The sequence below is a fragment of the Gardnerella sialicivorans subsp. sialicivorans genome, assembly GCF_056746795.1.
This window is the reverse complement of the sequence record NZ_JBWPXA010000004.1, coordinates 13,736-31,509: the sequence shown is the minus strand read 5'-3', so window position 1 is coordinate 31,509 and position 17,774 is coordinate 13,736. Positions and strand designations below refer to the sequence as shown.

The window sequence follows — 17,774 nt, the reverse complement described above, 5'->3', positions numbered from 1 at the left end:
TACAATTACAATAATTGATGGAATTTATTATTTACGCATATTCATTACTCATGTAGGAAGTCGGGGAGTAGATGAAACCTCAGTTGGGAGATATTATACTTAATCGCTACGCTCTAATATCGCCTTTGCGAGAAGAAGCAGGCGTTCAAGTATGGAAAGCTAGCGACCGCATACTTGCTAGAGATTGCCAGCTCTTTATTGTGCGCGATCGTAGATTCCTTCCCGAAGTAAACACAATATCTTCTACTCTTGCACTCTCTAGAATCCGCAAATTTACGCCTGTTCTAAAAATTCATAACATAGATGACGTTGCGATCATTATAACTGAGTTGGATTCTGGAATAACTGTAGACGACTACATAAAATCACATAGCTCTACACTTAGCTACGAAGCTATACGCTCTATTGTTGCCGAAGCAGCAAATGCGCTTAGCAAACTTCTTGCATCTGGAATAACTCATTATGCTATTTCAACAAACACAGTAAGAATCACAAATAATGGAGTAGAGCTAGCCTGCGCGCCAATAAGCCCTCTACTAAAAGACGTTACTGTTGAATACACAAAGCAGGATTCGCAAGACAAGAAAGATAAACAGAATAAGAAAAATAGTCAAGACGCGCAGGATTCGCAGAATAAACAGGATTCGCAAGACAAGAGCGACAATCAAGACAAAAGCGAAGAACAGTCTAAAGACTTGCCACAAAGCGTAGAAAACATTGCAACGCATCAACTTTCTGCACTTTTATATGCTCTTCTTACGCGTACAGGATACAAGCAAAATAACACAGTTTTTAACGTTTCTAGACTTGCAGACGGCGTTCCTGGCGAATTTGTTATGATTTGCAAAAGAGGCCTTTCCTCTGCAAAAGATCCAAGCATTATTCCAATGGCATCTATTGGGGAGCTTCTGGCACTCTTAGGCACATATACTCCTGTTAAAAAGCTTAGCGAAAAAGATATTATTCTTAACAACGATGCAAGCGAATCTTCTATTCAAAAAGCACTACTTTTACCTTGCAAAGACAAGGATCTTATTGATTTTCCAGAAGGATTATCCAAGAACGAAGATTTGCTTGAAAACCAATTATCAAGTCAAGAATCTATTGGCATTTTGGATTCAAGTGATTTATCAATAAAAAACGAAAACGAAAAGCCTAACAAGTTTGGCAAAAACGCTAAAAACACTGGCATTAAAAATGCAAGCAAAACCATTGGTGCATTGAGCGCTTTGCTAAAAAGAAATGGCGATAATTCTGATAAAAAACTTGATTCTTTACCAGAATCCGATTCAACTGGAACAGACTACGACTTCCACGATATTGCTGCAGCAGAAATGGCGAATATTTTAGCTCCAACTGAGTTAGATGCTGATGATTCAATTTTCCACAATTTGTCTTCAACATACACAAGCTTCCCTAGCTATTCAACCGATAAATCGCAAGCAAGCGAAGAGAATAAGGCTGGCGAAAATAAAAATAACGAGAATAACGAGAATAGCAAGAATAACTGGGATAGCGGGAATGCAAACAGTAGCAAGGATTCTACAAACGATTCGTATGCAAAAGAAAATGGCGATAAAAACTCGCTAAACTCTTTAGGCTCGCTAAATTCTGGAAACGATTATTCACAAAAAGATGACTTATCTTCGCCACTAATGCCTAGAAGATTCGACTTTGAAGACCTTCTAAGCAGTAACACAAAACATACGGAATTGCTTTCTAAACCGCAAATCTTGCCATTAGAAGCCGAATCAACGGGAAGAGTGCCTGTTGTAGACAGCAACGGGCGTTTTATTGCTCCTGGCGAAGAATCCGCTAGAGCGTTGCGAGAAGAGGAGCTAGAAAAAGAGGAATATGGCGATTATAGCAGCCAAAATACTGGATTATTGTCTCACTCATCCATGCCTCCTAGCTTCCAACCTCACGAGCATCAAGACGACTTAAAAGCAAAGAAATCTTCTGGTCAAAACAATGTAGACATTGCAGATGCAAAGATTTTTGGAGGACTTTCTACAAAAGTCTTAGCTATTGGCGTTGTTGCATTGCTAGTGATTGTTGTCTTTGCAATATCTTTGCATAGTCTTTTTAACTCTCACGAAGCGCCATCAAACTTTGCAAAATCTAATTCTTGGGATTCGCAAAGTGTTGAAAATGTTCCTTTTGGAAGCCAAGGTGTTCTTTCGGAAGATAAAAGCGATTCGTCTAAAGAAAAGCAACCAAATAAGCCTGGTACTAGTGAATCTGATGCAAATAAGGCTGGAGAAAAGAATAAGGATAATAAGAGCAATAAGAACAATAAGAGCCTTAAAAACAAGCATAAAAAGCAAAATAAGCGCAAGAAAGTAAAGCAAGTACCACCGCCTAAAATGCCTACTAACAACACACCTTACCCTATAGATATTCAGCAATTCTTGGAAGATACGGGCAATCAGCGCGGCTACGGCTACTACATGCACTTAACTCAGCCTCAAGAAGCATACAGATTTGTTGTTTCGATTCGTTCTTCGGGCGGGCATGGATATTTGATTGCAAATTCCAAGAATGATCCTAGCGCTGGAGAAAAAGTTGCAGACTTTACTTTTGATGCTAGCGGAGTAACAGACGTAAAGTTCAAAAAGCCTATAACTGCGCAAGACTTTATTTTGTGGGTTCCACAAGGGTCTATACCAATGAATGGACTATATATAAACTACGTTAGAATTTACTAAAAATCATTAAAATTATTAGGACTATTAGGAATATTTTATGAAAACTGTGCAAAAAAACGTAATTATTATTGGCTCTGGTCCTGCTGGGTACACTTCGGCTTTGTACTTAGCGCGCGCAGGTTACAGCCCTCTAGTTATTGCTGGAGCACTAACGCCTGGCGGACAGCTTATGAACACTACCGAAGTGGAAAATTATCCAGGTTTTGCAGACGGCATTTTAGGCACAGACCTAATGGAAGCAATGCAAAAACAGGCAGAAAAATTCGGCGCGCAAATCTTGCTTAACGATGTTGTTTCTGTAGATTTTAATGGCGATTCAAAAGCGGTTACAACCGATGATGGTGTAACTTACACATCTAAGGCTGTAATCGTCTCTACAGGCTCACAAGTGCGCAAATTAGGCGTTCCTGGAGAGCAAGAATACTCGGGCCGCGGTGTGTCTTATTGTGCAACTTGTGACGGATTCTTCTTTAGGGAAAAGCCTATTGTTGTTGTAGGCGGCGGTGATTCTGCTTTCGAAGAAGCACTTTTCTTGACTCGTTTTGGCTCTTGCGTAACGCTTATTCATAGGCGTGATTCATTCCGCGCGTCTAAGATTATGGTTGACCGCGCACGCAAAAACAGCAAAATCAATTTTGTTTTAGATTCTGTTGTTTGCTCTGTAAATGGCATGGATGGAGATGCACAATCTGTAACTGTTAAGAATGTTAAAACTGGCGAGACGCAAAATATTGAAGCATGCGGCATTTTTGTTGCTATTGGACACTCCCCATCTACAAGTTTCTTAAATGGTGCTTTAAAGCTTAATGAAGACGGTACTATTGCTGTACAAGGAGCATCTACTAGAACTTCAGTTCCTGGTGTTTTTGCTGCTGGCGATGTTGTAGATAGCGTGTATAGGCAAGCAATATCTGCTGCTGGCATGGGCTGCCGCGCAGCTCTTGATGCACAAGCCTATTTGAACGATTTGACTGATTTAAACGAACAATAGTTTTTGTTCCACGTAAAACAATAGCCCCCAATGGTTGCTACTAACAGCTCATTGGGGGCTTATTATTAATCTTTTTTATCTACTAGAATATTGACTATTCGTTGCAATTCTTCTGGAGAGGAAAATACGATTTCGATTCTTCCGTGATTTTCACTTCCCTTAATGGCCACTTTTGTGTAGAATCTATCTTCAAGCTGCTTTCTAATTGGCGAAGATGCCCACTTGTTGTTTCTTTTAACTCTAGTTCTTCTAGAAGAATCGTCTCCATTGTCTACTTTAATCGAAACAATTTCTTCCGTACTGCGAACCGATAAACCTTCTGCAATAATGCGCTTTGCAAGAGCTTCCATTTCTTCTGTAGAAGCTAATGCAAGAAGAGCACGAGCGTGACCTGCAGAAAGCACTCCCGACGCAATATGCTTTTGAACGCTGGCTGGCAAATTCAAAAGTCGCAATGTGTTTGCGATTTGCGGACGAGACTTAGAAACGGACTTAGAAAGCTGAATTTGCGTAAGTCCAAAATCATCAATCATTTGAGCATAAGCTGCAGCTTCTTCTAGCGGATTTAATGCAACTCTGTGCAAATTCTCCAAAAGCGCATCCCTAAGCATGTTTTCATCCGAAGTGGTTCTAACAATCGCTGGAATCTTTTTAAGACCTGCTAATTGCGTTGCTCTCCATCTTCGCTCGCCCATTATTAGCTCATAATGTGCATTGTGCAAATCATCTTGACTTATATCCTTGATTTTTCGCACAACAATCGGCTGCAAAACTCCAACCTCTTTGATTGAAGCAGACAATTCTTGAAGCTCTTCTTCGTCAAAAATCGTACGTGGCTGATGAGCGTTTGGAACAATATCACTTGGATCCAAATACTCTAAATACCCACCTTCAATAGGCTTTAGCTCTTGCGTCTGGCTTGTTTGTTTATCTTGCGATATTTTTTGTGCAACTTTATTTTTATCATTATCTTCATTTTTTTGCCTTGAAGAAACAAATGACTTAGAAGCAGAATCACCAAAGAAAAAGTCAATTGGCCTTGTAACGTCATCAATTGACGGCATAGAAGATCGTTTTGACGAATGCTTATTTTTGCTTGCGATTGATGGCACTGTTTCACGTGAAACAGAAGTATTTTCCCCTAATTTTTGGCTTAAATGCGGGGAAATTGCGTTATTAACGCTAGGAACCTTAGCTGGCTTTTTTGTAAATACCTTTGTTTCACGTGAAACACTTTTTTGCGTATTTTTATCTATGATTTTACTATCCGTTTCACGTGAAACAGTGTTCGAAGTATCATCATTCTTTAATGTTTCATGTGAAACATCTTCAATCTTTTTGTTAGCAAACTCATCTAAACTATCTTCTCCAGGAAGTGCAGGGAATAATGCGCCCAATCCTTTCCCCAAACGCGATTTACTTGCACTCATCACTCATTACCCTCTCTTTTTGATTCAATAACAGACAAAATTACGTCAGACTTATTAGCTATCTCAAATGCAGCTTCTCTATAAGACACAGCACCTGTTCCATGTGGATCGTAGGTTATAACACTTTGATTAAAACTTGGCGCTTCTGGAATCTTAACAGTTCGCGGAATAGTGGTATTAAGAACAATGTTTGGATAATGATTTTTAACTTCTTGAAAAACTTCTCTACCAAGAAGAGTTCGCTTATCAAACATTGTTACAAGCATTGTAGAAACAACGAGCGCAGAATTATAGTGTTTTTGAACCAAACCAATTGTTCTAATCAACTGACCCAATCCTTCGAGCGCATAGTATTCCGCTTGAATTGGAATTAGCATCTCGTGCACAGCGCACATCGCATTAATTACTAAAAGACCAAGAGAAGGTGGGCAATCAATAAAAACGTAATCGTAATGTTCACTGCTGGACCTTAAAAACTCATCAATTGCATTCTTAAGAAGATTATTCCTATCTTCCATTTGAGCAACTTCTAATTCAGCACCACTTAACTCAATTGAAGCTGGAACAACATCTAGCCCTGCAATATCTGGGCATTCTTGTTTAACTTCGGCAATAGTCTTTCTTCCCTCAATAACATCATAAATAGAAGGATCTGCGGAAGAATGTGGTATATTCATTGCCGTAGAAGCATTACCTTGCGGATCCATATCAATCAATAAAACTTTTGAGCCGCCAACAGCCATTGCTGCCGACAAATTCACAGCGGAACTGGTTTTTCCAACTCCGCCCTTTTGATTCGCAACTGCAATAAAACGTGTAGTCTTCGGCTTAGGGAACACAACGCCATCAATGGCGTGGAAGCGACTGGTTATATCTGCCAACTCACTGCCCAAGGAAGATCCAGAATCCCCAAAAATACGTTTAATTGTATCTTCTGCTGATTCCACCATTCACACCACCCCGCCCACCTATGGGAAATTACAAACCTAACCAATTTAACCGTAGTATTTTCAAGTTTCCTTTCTTCTATGGACATAAAACACCATAAAAATTGCAAAAAATACTACAAAAACACGCCGTTTCACGTGAAACACATAACATCTTTATTCAGTTTCACGTGAAACATTCAATGAAACTTAATACAAAAAATAATTGCGAGTAAAAGTACAGAACTAAATCACAAAACTTAAATCAGCTTTTATCAATCAGCCTTTATCGATTATTACAACACTTGTTGATTGAAGGCCCTTAGCAACAGGAGCATCGACCACTCTGGGATTTAATCCCTTTACTTTTTTAATCATCTTTGCAGCTTTATCAATCTCTGCTTGTGCAGATTTTCCTTTTAACGCAATTAGCTGGCCATTCTTCCCTAATAGTGGAATGGTCCATCCAGCCAATTTTGTCATAGGTGCAACAGCTCTACATGTAACTACGTCAAAGGCTGGAATTTCGTGAGACTTAACTTTAGCAATAACTTCGTCTGATCTTCCATGAAAAACTGTAACATTTTTTAGGTCCATAACCTCTACGCATTCTTTTAACCAAAGAACTCGTCTTTCCATTGGTTCAATTAATGTTACTTTGCAATCTGGCAAACAAGCAGCAACAACAATTCCTGGAAAACCTCCGCCGCTCCCAACATCTGCGATGGATTTTTTATTTGACTTTTCAACTGCTTTTTTAACAAATGGAACAACTGCAGCAGAATTTAGAATATGCCTTTCCCAAAGAATATTCATATCTCTAGGACCAACAAGGCCGCGAACTAATCCCTCTTCCTTAAGTTTCACGTGAAACATCTTACATTTATCAAGAGCATTGCCTAAGACTTCACTCAACAAAGGGGAGTTATCTAATTCATCTACATTGTTTTCATCTACATTGTTTTGTAAATTGTCAGCCTGTTCCATATCTAAAATCTTTTCCGCAAATCAGCCCCTCAAACAAAAAGTAACACAATAAAACATTTTTGTTCCATTGTGTTACTTTTTATTTAAGCTAATTGCTACTCTGTATATTCTTCGTCCAACTCTACGTCTACATCATCCATGTCTACATCCACATCTTCATCTAAATCATCGTCTTCAATGGCACTTGCAGGCATATAAACAGTAACGTAGCGGTGTGGTTCTTCTCCATGAGACCTAGACCTTAAGCCTTCTTCTCTAACTGTATCGTGAATAACTTTACGCTCAAACGAATTCATTGGCTTCAGATCAACAGAATCACCAGTTTCGCGAACTTCATCAACAGCATCCAACGCAATATCTCGCAAATGTTGACGCTTACGCTTAAGGAACCCATCAACGTCTACAATTAAGTGCGATCTTTCACCAGTTTTTTGCTGAACAGCTAGACGGCTCAATTGTTGCAAAGCATCAACAACCTCTCCATCTCTACCAATCAAATGCTTAATATCGGAATCATCATCCGCAACAATTTGAATCATTGGCCTATTGTTGCGAACGCCCATTTCAATATCGCCTTCGTAGTCGGCAATATCTAAAAGTCCTTCTAAGTAATCGGCAGCTATATCAGCTTCCTCATTGAGCTGGTCAATGCTCCTGGTCTCGTCTTGTGCCATTTACATACTCCTTAATTTCAATAAATGTCAAGAATCACAATTCTGTGTACAGTTTAACTGAAGATAAATCCAAATTTATAAATTATTTTAATAATTTTAATAAATCTAATAAATAAATTCACATTTACCTTGTTTTTACATTATTTACTTGTTTTTCGCTTGCGATTAGGCTGCTTACGTTGGAATCCTTCTGATTCTCTGCGCTTAGCCTCTTCTCGAGCCTGTTGAAGCTTTTCTTCTTCAATAGAAGGCAAACCTTCGCGCTCTCTGCGCTCGGATTCTTTTTTGTAATCGCGCTCTTCTTTTTCCTCGGCTGCAGGAGATCCTGGAGTTGGGAAGGCGTACACCTGCCAAATAGAGCGAAGCATATTCATAATGTTGTTTACAAGCCAATAAACAAGCATTGCAAATGGAAGAGCAAATGCAGAGAAAACGTAGATTAATGGGAATCCCCACATCATAAGTTTTTGCATCGTATACTGGGGACCCTGCTTCGATTCTGGCGGAAGATTCTTACGAATATTGTTAAATTGCATGTACCACATTGCAGCACACATCAAAATAACAAAGATTACAATAACAACTTTTCCGCCCGCTTGAACCGTCATAAACGTGTCGGAAACACCAACGCCAAACACATGAGTTTTAACAAATTGCTGTGCTGTAGCAACATCAAAAGCACCAAGAGCCGTATGCTTGCCTCTAGCAATAAATGGAATAACAGAAAGCGTATACCAAATACTCATAAATGCTGGACCTTGAATCATCATTGGCAAGCAACTTCCTGCAGGATTCGCGTTGTTATCTTGATACAGCTTCATCATTTCTCGCTGCATTGCTTCTTTGCTAGCAGAATCGTTTTTACCCTTATACTTTTGCTGAATTTTCTTCATTTTAGGAGCGATTGCTTGCATATTGCGCATGCCCTTAATGCTTTTTATGAAGGCAGGGAATATGCACGCGTGCACAACAAGCACAAGAAAGACGATTGAAAGAACCCAGGAGAACCCAATTTCATTCATTCCAATAAGAACAAATAGCTTATGGAAAATTGACATTACTTGAGTCATAAGCCATTCAACTGGAGTAAGGATTTTATAGAACCATCCCAAAGGTCCGTTATCAAGTAAAAAGTGATCTTGATTAAACATTAGTTATCCTTGTCTTCTTCAGCCAAGGGAGTTAACCGTGGCTCTTCATGCGCTTTAGACCAAGCGCAACGATAAAAAATTGAATATTTGCGTGGTACGTCGTCAATACTGCAACTAGTCCATGGCCTACAGCGCAATAGTCGCAAAGCGGCTAGGATACCGCCCCTAAACGCTCCATAGCGGCTAATTGCTTCAATAGCATACCTTGAGCATGTTGGGTAATATCGGCAGCAAGCTGGTCTATTAGCAGAAATCGCGCGTTGATACCAGCGAATCGCTTTTATAATCAAATTCGCTACAACACTTTTTCTGCTATTCATAGCTGTATCACTATTCCTTAAACCAACTTATTGTTGTTTTCGCCGATTTTCAACGATTCTGATGGTTGATTTAGTTGGTATTCTTGGTGTTCTTCTTGCGCTATTTGATGGCTTTGATTTTGAACAATTTTGGTTATTTTCTCAAAAATCTTTTTAACCTGCTCATTTAATGATTCAAACGATGCACTAGCAGCAGTAGATTTGGCTCTTAGAACTACGTCACAACCTTTTGGCAATAACGATTGATGTTCTTTTGCTATTACTCTAAAGCGTCTTTTTACTTTATTTCTAATAACAGCTTTTCCTACGCTTTTAGATACAGCAAGCCCTAGCCTTGAATCAGCTTCATTTTGTTGAGGCTGATTCAAGGTATCACAAAATGCCGCGGGTGTATTACCATCACGACCCGTGGCAATCTGATTCAGACTTGTTTTTTCGCCTTCGTTAAGCGCGTTTAACACGGCTATACCGCCACGCATGTTGTAATGCGCGACGATATCCCGTGAACACACCTTGCGTCGTTTTTTGAGCACCGCAACAAAATCGCGATGGCTTTTCAGCCTATCCATGCTTTACGACGCGCCCCATCTCAGGCAGATAGTGTCTTACGGCCCTTGGCGCGACGACGATTAATCACTGCGCGGCCAGCACGCGTACGCATGCGAACGCGGAAGCCGTGCTTCATGTGACGACGACGGTTGTTAGGCTGGAATGTCCTCTTCATAACTAACGCTCCTGTATTTAGCCATGCAAAAGCACGGCTCCGTATGAGTCAAGCTATACTAAATTACTATTACCCCTCACCAATAGTCAAAAAACTTTTGATTAAACGTGTTTATAAGTACGCTTTAATAAGTCAAATTTTTCAACACCGTAAAATTTTCTGTACCATTTTCACCAAATCAAACCACTTATAAAAGCCTTGAAAAATGTGGATTAAAAGCTTTTATCTTATCCACAAATTACACACATGTTATTCACAATTAAGTATTTTCAACACGCGAGGCTGTGGATAACTTCTTAGGGTCGGAGTAAACATATTCTACTAGCACTCTTTACGCGCGCGAATGGATATGTATCTCTGTTTTGCATCTCTGTTTTGTCTAAGCGTAAAGAATCGAATAAATGTTTCTGCAAGTTTAGGGGGGTGTAGTATGACGGATTCTTTTAGCGACCCAAGTGCGCAAGCCACTATTGTGTGGTCAAATACCCTTGCAGTGTTGCGTCATAATGCCCTTTTAAGCAACCGAGATAAAAGCTGGTTTGAAAGCGTAAAACCTGAATCTATTTTTGGAACTACTATTGTTCTTTGCGTCTCTAATATAGAAACACAGCAAGCTTTGCAAAATGAGCTTAGTTCAGCTCTTCTTACATCATTAAAAATTTGTACTGGAAAAGATATGTTTCCAGCATTTAAGATTGTTTCTCAATCAGAAAATAACAATACTTCAACTAACAGTGCAGCCACTAACATAAATGCCACTAACAGCACTTCCGATTTAAGCAATCTTAATCAAAATGTAAACGAGACTTCCCGAGTATTTTCAACATCTTTAGAAGAAAATACAAACGTTAATTCAGACTTATCTTCTTCTAAAAGCAACTCTTTAGAGAACGTAAAATCAAATTTTGGCGCACAATCTGTTGAAAATACTAACAATCTTGTAAATACTAATAGCGTTGAAAATGTTGGTTCATCTAGCAATACTCCTATTCAAAAAGATTTTGACTACGCAACTGGCTTAAATACCATGCAAAACACTGGTTTAGATGTTTCTGGTATTAATTCTGGTATTAATAATCCGCAAGCAAAAATTCCTTCTTCAATAAAAAGGGATCCTGTTACTCACTTAAATACTTGCGCAACTTTTGATACTTTTGTTCCTGGAGATTCTAATCGTTTTGCGCGCACAGTTGCTTTAGCTGTTGCAGAAGGCTCTGGAAAAGACTTTAATCCTTTATGTATTTACGGCGGATCTGGTTTAGGTAAAACACATTTGCTTAATGCTATTGGCAATTATGCTCTTGTTAAGGATTCTTCACTTAAGGTTCGTTATATTACAAGCGAGGAATTTACTAACGAATTTATTGAGGCTTTACAAAACACAAGTCAAAATCAGGGTCAAATCGCTAATTTTAATAGGCGCTTCCGCGAAGTTGATGTTCTTTTAATCGATGACATTCAGTTTTTGGGAGGAAAAGAAGCAACTCTGGAACAATTCTTCCATACTTTTAATGCTCTTTATCAAGCAAGTAAAAGAATTGTTATTGCTTCCGATGTTGCTCCTAAAAATCTTAGAGGATTTGAATCAAGACTTATTTCTAGATTTGAGTCTGGTTTAACTGTTGATATTAAGCCGCCTGATTTAGAAACTCGAATCGCCATTCTAAGAATGATGGCGTCAACTAATGGTTCTAATGTTCCTAGCGATGTTCTAGACCTTATTGCGGAGCGTTTTACAGAGAATATTCGTGAGCTTGAAGGTGCTTTAACTAGAGTTACAGCCGTTGCATCATTAAGTAATCAACCCGTAAGCAAAGCCTTGGCAGAACAAGCTTTACAAGACTTCTTTGCTTCCGATATTGAAATTCGTCCAACAGATATTATTGGTCAAGTTGCTAAGTACTTCCATATGACTTTTGACGAGATTGTTGGCAGATCTAGAACTAAGAATGTTGCTTTGGCACGTCAAATTGCAATGTATTTAGCTAGAGAAATGACAAGTATGAGTCTTGTTGATATTGGCGAAGTCTTTGGCGGCCGCGATCACACGACTGTTATGCATGCTTATACGCGCATTAGCGGAGAGATGCAAGAAAAGCAGGAAATCTATAACTATGTTATGGAATTAACTGTTCGATTAAAGCAAAATCCTACGAATAAAAAGTAGTTTTACACAAATCTATACAACTCTGTTAATTAAAATAAAAAAAGTTATCCACATAGTTAGTCACAAATGTGGTTAAACCCTGCGGATAAGTGGTGGAAAACGCCGTTAAAAAAGTGAATAAACTGTTTATAAAGCCGCTCAAAATGTGGATTAGTGAAAAAATAGCTTTGAATGTGGATAACTCGAATCTTTTTGCACACAATTACCCATAGGTTATTCACATTTTACTTATGTGGATAATGGCTTTAGCAAAGCTTTTCTAGTCACATGTTAACATTTCCACATTGCTTATTACTATTATTACTTTATTTTTGAATAATAATAATATTTTTTATTAACGATTAGCACTTATTTCTAAATTAGATTTTCATTAGCCAATGAGATAGAATAAACACAGTTTTACTGAAATGAGGAAATATGAAAGTTGAAGTTAATTCCGCTTCTTTTGCAGACGCACTATCTTGGACTACTCGCGTTATAGATAATCGTCCAGCAAATCCTATTCTTGCTGGCTTAAAGCTAGAAGCAAAAGACGGAACTTTGCAACTTTGCGCATTTAACTATCAACTTTCTAGTCGTCATCACATTGAAGCAGGTGTAGATGAAGCAGGGAGTGTGCTCGTTTTAGGCAGACTACTTGCAGATATAACAAAATCTTTGCCAGCAGAAAAAACATATTTATCTTCTAACGAAACAACTCTTACAATTACTTCTGGAAAGTCAACATTTACTTTGCAACTTATGCCAGAAGGAGAATATCCAGATTTACCAGAAATTCCTTCAAAACTTGGTCAAGTAGATGCTCCTACTTTTGTTCAGGCTGTAAATCAGGCTTCTGTAGCAGTTTCTAGAGAAGAAGATAGGCCAGTTCTAACAGGAATTCATGCTCATTTTGAAGACGATACTGTTACTTTTACAGCTACTGACAGATATCGTCTTGCTCGTTCCACTTTTAAGTGGACTCCAGAACATAGCGATATAAATACTTCAACTCTTATTAAGGGAAGCATTCTTAAAGATATTTCGCGCTCTGTTGACGAACATCAAAATGTTGTTATTAACTTAAACGAGCAAGAACCTTCTATTCTTGGATTTGAAAATTCTGGAAGAGTTAGTACTTCTCAACTTATTGATGGAGAATTTCCTTCTGTAGATCGTCTTTTTGTTGACGAGTATCCTATTCACGCAATTATTAATCGACAAATGCTTATTAACGCAATTAAACGCGTTGCTATTGTTGCAGAAAAAGATGCTCCAATCTACATGTCTTTTGCGGAAGATGAACTCACTCTAAGTGCTGGAAACGACAGTGAATCTAAAGCAAAAGAAATTATTGACATAGATATGGATGGTCAAGATATTATTGTTGCTTTTAATCCTAACTACTTGATTGAAGGATTAAGCGCTATTAGTGAGCCATTTATTCACGCTAAAATCACGTCTGCTGTTAAGCCTGTTGAATTTAACGGTCAACAAGAAGCAGATGGAGATGAATCCATGAATTACAGATATCTTGTTGTTCCAATGCATCCTTAAAACTAATAAATGTAAACGAATAACGTAGCCAAATAAATGTATGTTTCAAAGCTTGCATTAGACCATTTTCGCTCGTGGAGTAGTTGTGTACTCGACTTTTCCCCAAAAATGAATGTTCTAGTAGGTTCAAACGGTTTAGGTAAAACTAATATTGTTGAATCTCTAGAAGTTATTTCAACAGGAACAAGTCATAGAGTATCTTCTTTAGCGCCATTAATAGAGATAAATCATAATTGCGCTACAATACGCGCAAATGTTAAGGATTTTAACAATACTTGCAATAGTAATACTTTAGATGGTTCAGATAATTTAGATAATTTAGACGAAACAACATTTGAGCTAAGCATTAATCTAAAGGGTGCTAATAGAGCAAGGATTAATGGTAAAAAATCTTTATACATTAAAGATATAGTTGGCTTAATTCCTTGTGTTTCTTTTACTCCAAGAGACCAAAATTTGATTGTTTCAGATCCTACTGTTAGAAGAACTTTTATTGACCAAGCTGGAACATTATTAATACCAAACTATTTGCAAATTTTGCAAGAATATAATCATATTGCAAAGCAACGTTCTGCACTATTAAAAAATTTGTCTAATAATTATTCACCAAATTCAATGAATAATTACAATACTGTGTCTGATTTAGAAGTATGGACTGCTAAGTTTATTGAAACTGGAATAATTCTTACAAAATTACGTAAAAAAATAATAGAGTTACTTAATAATGTTTTTTCAAATATTGTTAAACAGCTTTCTAACTCATCTAATTTTGCGTTAATCGAATATAATCCATCTTTTAGTGAGATTGATTTTAGCGAAAACGATTTTGAAGAAAATAATGATAATTCTATTAGGCTTGCGATTAGTGAGCATTTTCAAAGAATTTATAATGGAGAAGTTGCAAGAGGATACAATCTAATAGGGCCTCATCGAGACGATTTTACTATATTGATTAATAATTATAATGCAAAAGAATTCGCTTCAAACGGTGAATCTTGGACTCTTGCATTAGCGTTAAAAATGGCTTTATTTAAGTCATTAGAAAAAAAGAATGGGAAAAAACCTATTGTTATTTTAGATGATGTTTTTGCACAATTAGACGAGTTTAGAAGAAAACAAATTTTAGAATTTGCAAAAAATCAAGATCAAGTTTTTATTACTGTTGCGTCTTTAAGTGATATACCAAAAGATAAAAGTGTGTTAGAAAACTCGATTATTGATGTTTCTAAAATAGCAAAAGATCAAAATGAAGATGATTCTAAATCTTTAGAAAACAATATTGATATTAATCATAAAATTTTGTTGGAAAATATTGTTAATAGTCGTAAAAATAGTGCCGATTTTGTTGACGAAAATGAAAATAAGTCTAAAAATTTAGGGGATAGTAGATGAAAATTCCCGTAAATAAAATACTAAAATTAGACACAAGAAAGCTTCCAGAGTTAATTTTTATGCCTATTAAAAAGAAGGCAATAAAAAAGGTAGTTAACGAACAGAATGCTTATAAAGCTTTAGAAAGTTTTGGAAAACCTGGTAGAGATCCACAAAATCTTTATTCTTTACTTGCAAATTTTGCTAATCAAAACAATTGGAATGAGCAACTTTCTATAGCAAAAATGCGCGAAGATTGGTGGAAAATAGTTGGAAAAAGCGCATCATTGAATTGCTATATAGACAAAATAAAAGATGGTGTTTTAATTGTTAGAACAAAATCAAATGTTTGGTATACGCAACTTAGTTATTGCAAGCCTATGCTTGAGAAAAAAATATTTGAATATTCTAAGAATATTAATATTAAAGAAGTCAAAATAGTTGGCCCATCTTTGCAAAAAACAGGCAAAAAATCAATAAACAGTAGGTTTAATATTAAGAATAGCTAATAATGGCTCTTAATAAAGAGCGGTCATTATGCATGTGTAGAATGTTATGTAATATAGTTAAATCGCTAGAAGACCCTTTTTTGTGCTTTCTAGCGTGTATCGACCTCGTAAATGCCTCTTGGCATGAGGTAATACGGGAAGGGATCTAAAGTGTTAAACACTGAAGATAATTCAATGGAAAATTCTGTTGAAGAACATAAACTAGATGATGCTCAGCTCGATGATTCACTTTCTCCTGAACATTATGACGCTAGTGATCTTCGAGTTCTAGAAGGATTGGAAGCAGTTCGAATTAGGCCAGGTATGTATATTGGTTCAACTGGTCCTAGAGGCTTGCATCATCTTGTATACGAGATTGTAGATAATTCGGTTGATGAAGCTTTGGCTGGCTATGCTTCTCACATTGAAGTGACAATTTTGCCAGATAATGCAATAAAAGTTGTGGACGATGGGCGTGGTATTCCAGTTGACGAAGTGCCAGGCGAAGGTGTTTCTGGTGTTGAAACAGTTATGACTAAGCTTCACGCTGGCGGAAAGTTTGGTGGCGGCGGATACGCTGTTTCTGGCGGCTTGCACGGCGTTGGTATATCTGTTGTTAATGCTCTTTCTACGCGTGTAGAAATCGAAGTTCGTCGTCAAGGATTCCATTGGACTCAAACGTATGTAGATCAGCATCCAACGGCTCCTCTTAAAAAAGGAAAGCCAATGGAAGATGGCGAATCTACTGGTACTTCTGTAACATTTTGGCCAGATGGCGCAATCTTTGAAACAACTACGTACGATTTTGAGACTTTGAGATCTAGATTCCAACAGATGGCTTTTCTTAACAAGGGATTGAAGATTTCTCTAACCGATTTGCGTAAGCCTGATGAAGCAGGAGACGAAGTAACTGGAGAAAATGAATCAACTAGCGAAGAAAAACATCAAAGCGTTAGTTACAAGTATGATCACGGAATTAAAGATTACGTTGACTACTTAGTTAAATCTCGTAAGTCTGTTCCAGTAGAGCCAGATGTTATTGATTTTGAGGCAGAAGACCTTGAGATTGGTATATCTGCAGAAATCGCTATGCAATGGACTGTTGCATATTCGGAAGCAGTTCATACTTTTGCAAACACGATTTCTACTACAGAAGGTGGAACGCACGAAGAAGGCTTCCGTGCTGCTCTTACATCTCTTGTAAATCGTTATGCTCGAGAAAAGAACATATTAAAAGAAAAAGATACTAATCTTTCTGGTGACGACGTTCGAGAAGGCTTAACAGCAGTTGTTTCTGTAAAGCTTACAACTCCACAGTTTGAAGGTCAGACTAAAACAAAGCTTGGAAATTCCGAAGCTAAGACTTTTGTTCAGCGAGTAATGACTGAAAAGCTTGGAGATTGGTTCGATGCTCATCCAAGTGAAGCAAAGAACATTATTCAAAAAGCGATTGAAGCATCGCGTGCGCGTATTGCAGCTAAGAAAGCTCGTGAAAATACTCGTAGAAAGTCAATCTTTGAAACTGCTGGAATGCCAGATAAATTGAAGGATTGCCAGTCAAATAATCCAGAAGAATGCGAGCTGTTTATAGTGGAGGGTGATTCCGCAGGTGGCTCCGCAATTCAAGGACGAGACCCTATTACTCAAGCAATTTTGCCATTGCGCGGTAAGATTTTGAATACTGAGCGCGCATCAATCGACAGAATGATGAAGTCGGAAACTATTGAATCATTAATTACTGCTGTTGGTGGCGGTTATGGTGAAGACTTCGACTTAAGCAAAGTTAGATATCACAAAGTCATTATTATGGCTGATGCTGATGTTGATGGTGCTCATATTGCTACATTGAATTTAACACTGTTCTTCCGTTATATGCGTCCAATGATTACAGCAGGCTACGTTTACGTTGCAATGCCTCCTCTTTACCGCTTAAAGTGGAGCAAGGGTGCGCATGATTTTGTTTATACGGATGCTGAGCGAGACAGAGTTCTTGCAGAAGGTAAAGCTGCAGGCAGGCAACTTCCTAAAGGCGAAGGCATTCAGCGATACAAGGGTTTGGGTGAGATGAGCTATCAGGAATTGTGGGAAACAACAATGGATCCTGAGCACAGAATCTTAAAGCAAATTCATATTGAAGATGCTGCTCGAGCTGATGAAACGTTCTCAATGCTTATGGGAGACGAAGTGGAACCTCGTAGGCTCTTTATTCAACGTAATGCTCACGATGCAAGATTTATTGACGCTTAAAAATTGTTAAAAATTGTCAGTAAAAGCATTAAAGCAAATAAACTTAAAAGCTAA

15 protein-coding genes are annotated in these 17,774 nt (G+C 37.8%); 7 read left to right on the top strand and 8 right to left on the bottom strand.

Annotated features, from left to right (window positions below; all coding sequences use genetic code 11):
• The first annotated feature begins 71 nt into the window (after nucleotides 1-71).
• Nucleotides 72-2,708, top strand: coding sequence for a protein kinase family protein (locus AC1EKB_RS03535; protein WP_481248870.1), 2,637 nt, complete (start codon nucleotides 72-74; stop codon nucleotides 2,706-2,708).
• Between the two features lie 37 nt (nucleotides 2,709-2,745).
• Nucleotides 2,746-3,699 carry a thioredoxin-disulfide reductase gene (gene trxB / locus AC1EKB_RS03530; protein WP_481248869.1) on the top strand — a complete coding sequence of 318 codons (954 nt, stop codon included), beginning with the start codon at nucleotides 2,746-2,748 and terminating at the stop codon, nucleotides 3,697-3,699.
• 65 nt (nucleotides 3,700-3,764) lie between these two features.
• Here trxB and AC1EKB_RS03525 read toward each other — a convergent pair whose 3' ends face one another.
• The 8 genes from AC1EKB_RS03525 to rpmH all read right to left on the bottom strand — a co-directional run bounded on the left by AC1EKB_RS03525 (nucleotide 3,765) and on the right by rpmH (nucleotide 9,911).
• Nucleotides 3,765-5,129, bottom strand: coding sequence for a ParB/RepB/Spo0J family partition protein (locus AC1EKB_RS03525; protein ID WP_481248953.1), 1,365 nt, complete (start codon nucleotides 5,127-5,129; stop codon nucleotides 3,765-3,767).
• Nucleotides 5,129-6,079, bottom strand: a complete 951-nt coding sequence (locus AC1EKB_RS03520) for a ParA family protein (RefSeq protein ID WP_481248868.1) — start codon at nucleotides 6,077-6,079, stop codon at nucleotides 5,129-5,131. The genes AC1EKB_RS03525 and AC1EKB_RS03520 overlap by 1 nt, the downstream gene beginning before the upstream one ends.
• Before the next feature lie 255 nt (nucleotides 6,080-6,334).
• Nucleotides 6,335-7,042, bottom strand: a complete 708-nt coding sequence (rsmG, locus tag AC1EKB_RS03515; RefSeq protein ID WP_481248867.1) for a 16S rRNA (guanine(527)-N(7))-methyltransferase RsmG — start codon at nucleotides 7,040-7,042, stop codon at nucleotides 6,335-6,337.
• A 95-nt stretch (nucleotides 7,043-7,137) separates the two neighbouring features.
• Complete coding sequence (locus tag AC1EKB_RS03510; protein WP_016635500.1) at nucleotides 7,138-7,716, bottom strand: Jag family protein; 579 nt, start codon at nucleotides 7,714-7,716, stop codon at nucleotides 7,138-7,140.
• Nucleotides 7,717-7,856: 140 nt separating this feature from the next.
• A complete protein-coding gene (gene yidC / locus AC1EKB_RS03505) occupies nucleotides 7,857-8,867 on the bottom strand; it encodes a membrane protein insertase YidC (protein WP_481248866.1) in 1,011 nt (336 codons plus the stop codon).
• Nucleotides 8,867-9,187 carry a membrane protein insertion efficiency factor YidD gene (gene yidD, locus AC1EKB_RS03500; RefSeq protein ID WP_481248865.1) on the bottom strand — a complete coding sequence of 107 codons (321 nt, stop codon included), beginning with the start codon at nucleotides 9,185-9,187 and terminating at the stop codon, nucleotides 8,867-8,869. The genes yidC and yidD overlap by 1 nt, the downstream gene beginning before the upstream one ends.
• A 17-nt stretch (nucleotides 9,188-9,204) precedes the next feature.
• On the bottom strand, nucleotides 9,205-9,756 hold the full coding sequence (gene rnpA, locus AC1EKB_RS03495) for a ribonuclease P protein component (RefSeq protein ID WP_415694421.1): 552 nt from the start codon (nucleotides 9,754-9,756) through the stop codon (nucleotides 9,205-9,207).
• Between the two features lie 20 nt (nucleotides 9,757-9,776).
• Nucleotides 9,777-9,911 (bottom strand): 50S ribosomal protein L34, encoded by a 135-nt coding sequence (gene rpmH, locus AC1EKB_RS03490; protein WP_004114029.1) that lies wholly within the window; start codon nucleotides 9,909-9,911, stop codon nucleotides 9,777-9,779.
• A 430-nt stretch (nucleotides 9,912-10,341) separates the two neighbouring features.
• Here rpmH and dnaA point away from each other — a divergent pair, with 430 nt between their 5' ends.
• The 5 genes from dnaA to gyrB all read left to right on the top strand — a co-directional run bounded on the left by dnaA (nucleotide 10,342) and on the right by gyrB (nucleotide 17,720).
• On the top strand, nucleotides 10,342-12,078 hold the full coding sequence (gene dnaA, locus AC1EKB_RS03485; protein ID WP_481248864.1) for a chromosomal replication initiator protein DnaA: 1,737 nt from the start codon (nucleotides 10,342-10,344) through the stop codon (nucleotides 12,076-12,078).
• 417 nt (nucleotides 12,079-12,495) lie between these two features.
• Nucleotides 12,496-13,614, top strand: coding sequence for a DNA polymerase III subunit beta (gene dnaN, locus AC1EKB_RS03480; RefSeq protein WP_415694419.1), 1,119 nt, complete (start codon nucleotides 12,496-12,498; stop codon nucleotides 13,612-13,614).
• Nucleotides 13,615-13,650: 36 nt separating this feature from the next.
• Nucleotides 13,651-15,006 (top strand): DNA replication/repair protein RecF, encoded by a 1,356-nt coding sequence (recF, locus tag AC1EKB_RS03475; protein ID WP_481248863.1) that lies wholly within the window; start codon nucleotides 13,651-13,653, stop codon nucleotides 15,004-15,006.
• Nucleotides 15,003-15,494 (top strand): DciA family protein, encoded by a 492-nt coding sequence (locus AC1EKB_RS03470; protein WP_481248862.1) that lies wholly within the window; start codon nucleotides 15,003-15,005, stop codon nucleotides 15,492-15,494. The genes recF and AC1EKB_RS03470 overlap by 4 nt, the downstream gene beginning before the upstream one ends.
• 150 nt (nucleotides 15,495-15,644) lie before the next feature.
• Nucleotides 15,645-17,720: a DNA topoisomerase (ATP-hydrolyzing) subunit B gene (gyrB, locus tag AC1EKB_RS03465; RefSeq protein WP_415694768.1), complete on the top strand. Its 2,076-nt coding sequence runs from the start codon at nucleotides 15,645-15,647 to the stop codon at nucleotides 17,718-17,720.
• Nucleotides 17,721-17,774: the final 54 nt, after the last annotated feature.

Bases quoted from the DNA above. Each gene is read 5' to 3' on its own strand.
- AC1EKB_RS03535 (WP_481248870.1), top strand. From the start codon at position 72: ATGAAACCTCAGTTGGGAGATATTATACTTAATCGCTACGCTCTAATA.
- trxB (WP_481248869.1), top strand. From the start codon at position 2,746: ATGAAAACTGTGCAAAAAAACGTAATTATTATTGGCTCTGGTCCTGCT.
- AC1EKB_RS03525 (WP_481248953.1), bottom strand. From the start codon at position 5,129: ATGAGTGCAAGTAAATCGCGTTTGGGGAAAGGATTGGGCGCATTATTC.
- AC1EKB_RS03520 (WP_481248868.1), bottom strand. From the start codon at position 6,079: ATGGTGGAATCAGCAGAAGATACAATTAAACGTATTTTTGGGGATTCT.
- rsmG (WP_481248867.1), bottom strand. From the start codon at position 7,042: ATGGAACAGGCTGACAATTTACAAAACAATGTAGATGAAAACAATGTA.
- AC1EKB_RS03510 (WP_016635500.1), bottom strand. From the start codon at position 7,716: ATGGCACAAGACGAGACCAGGAGCATTGACCAGCTCAATGAGGAAGCT.
- yidC (WP_481248866.1), bottom strand. From the start codon at position 8,867: ATGTTTAATCAAGATCACTTTTTACTTGATAACGGACCTTTGGGATGG.
- yidD (WP_481248865.1), bottom strand. From the start codon at position 9,187: ATGAATAGCAGAAAAAGTGTTGTAGCGAATTTGATTATAAAAGCGATT.
- rnpA (WP_415694421.1), bottom strand. From the start codon at position 9,756: ATGGATAGGCTGAAAAGCCATCGCGATTTTGTTGCGGTGCTCAAAAAA.
- rpmH (WP_004114029.1), bottom strand. From the start codon at position 9,911: ATGAAGAGGACATTCCAGCCTAACAACCGTCGTCGTCACATGAAGCAC.
- dnaA (WP_481248864.1), top strand. From the start codon at position 10,342: ATGACGGATTCTTTTAGCGACCCAAGTGCGCAAGCCACTATTGTGTGG.
- dnaN (WP_415694419.1), top strand. From the start codon at position 12,496: ATGAAAGTTGAAGTTAATTCCGCTTCTTTTGCAGACGCACTATCTTGG.
- recF (WP_481248863.1), top strand. From the start codon at position 13,651: ATGTATGTTTCAAAGCTTGCATTAGACCATTTTCGCTCGTGGAGTAGT.
- AC1EKB_RS03470 (WP_481248862.1), top strand. From the start codon at position 15,003: ATGAAAATTCCCGTAAATAAAATACTAAAATTAGACACAAGAAAGCTT.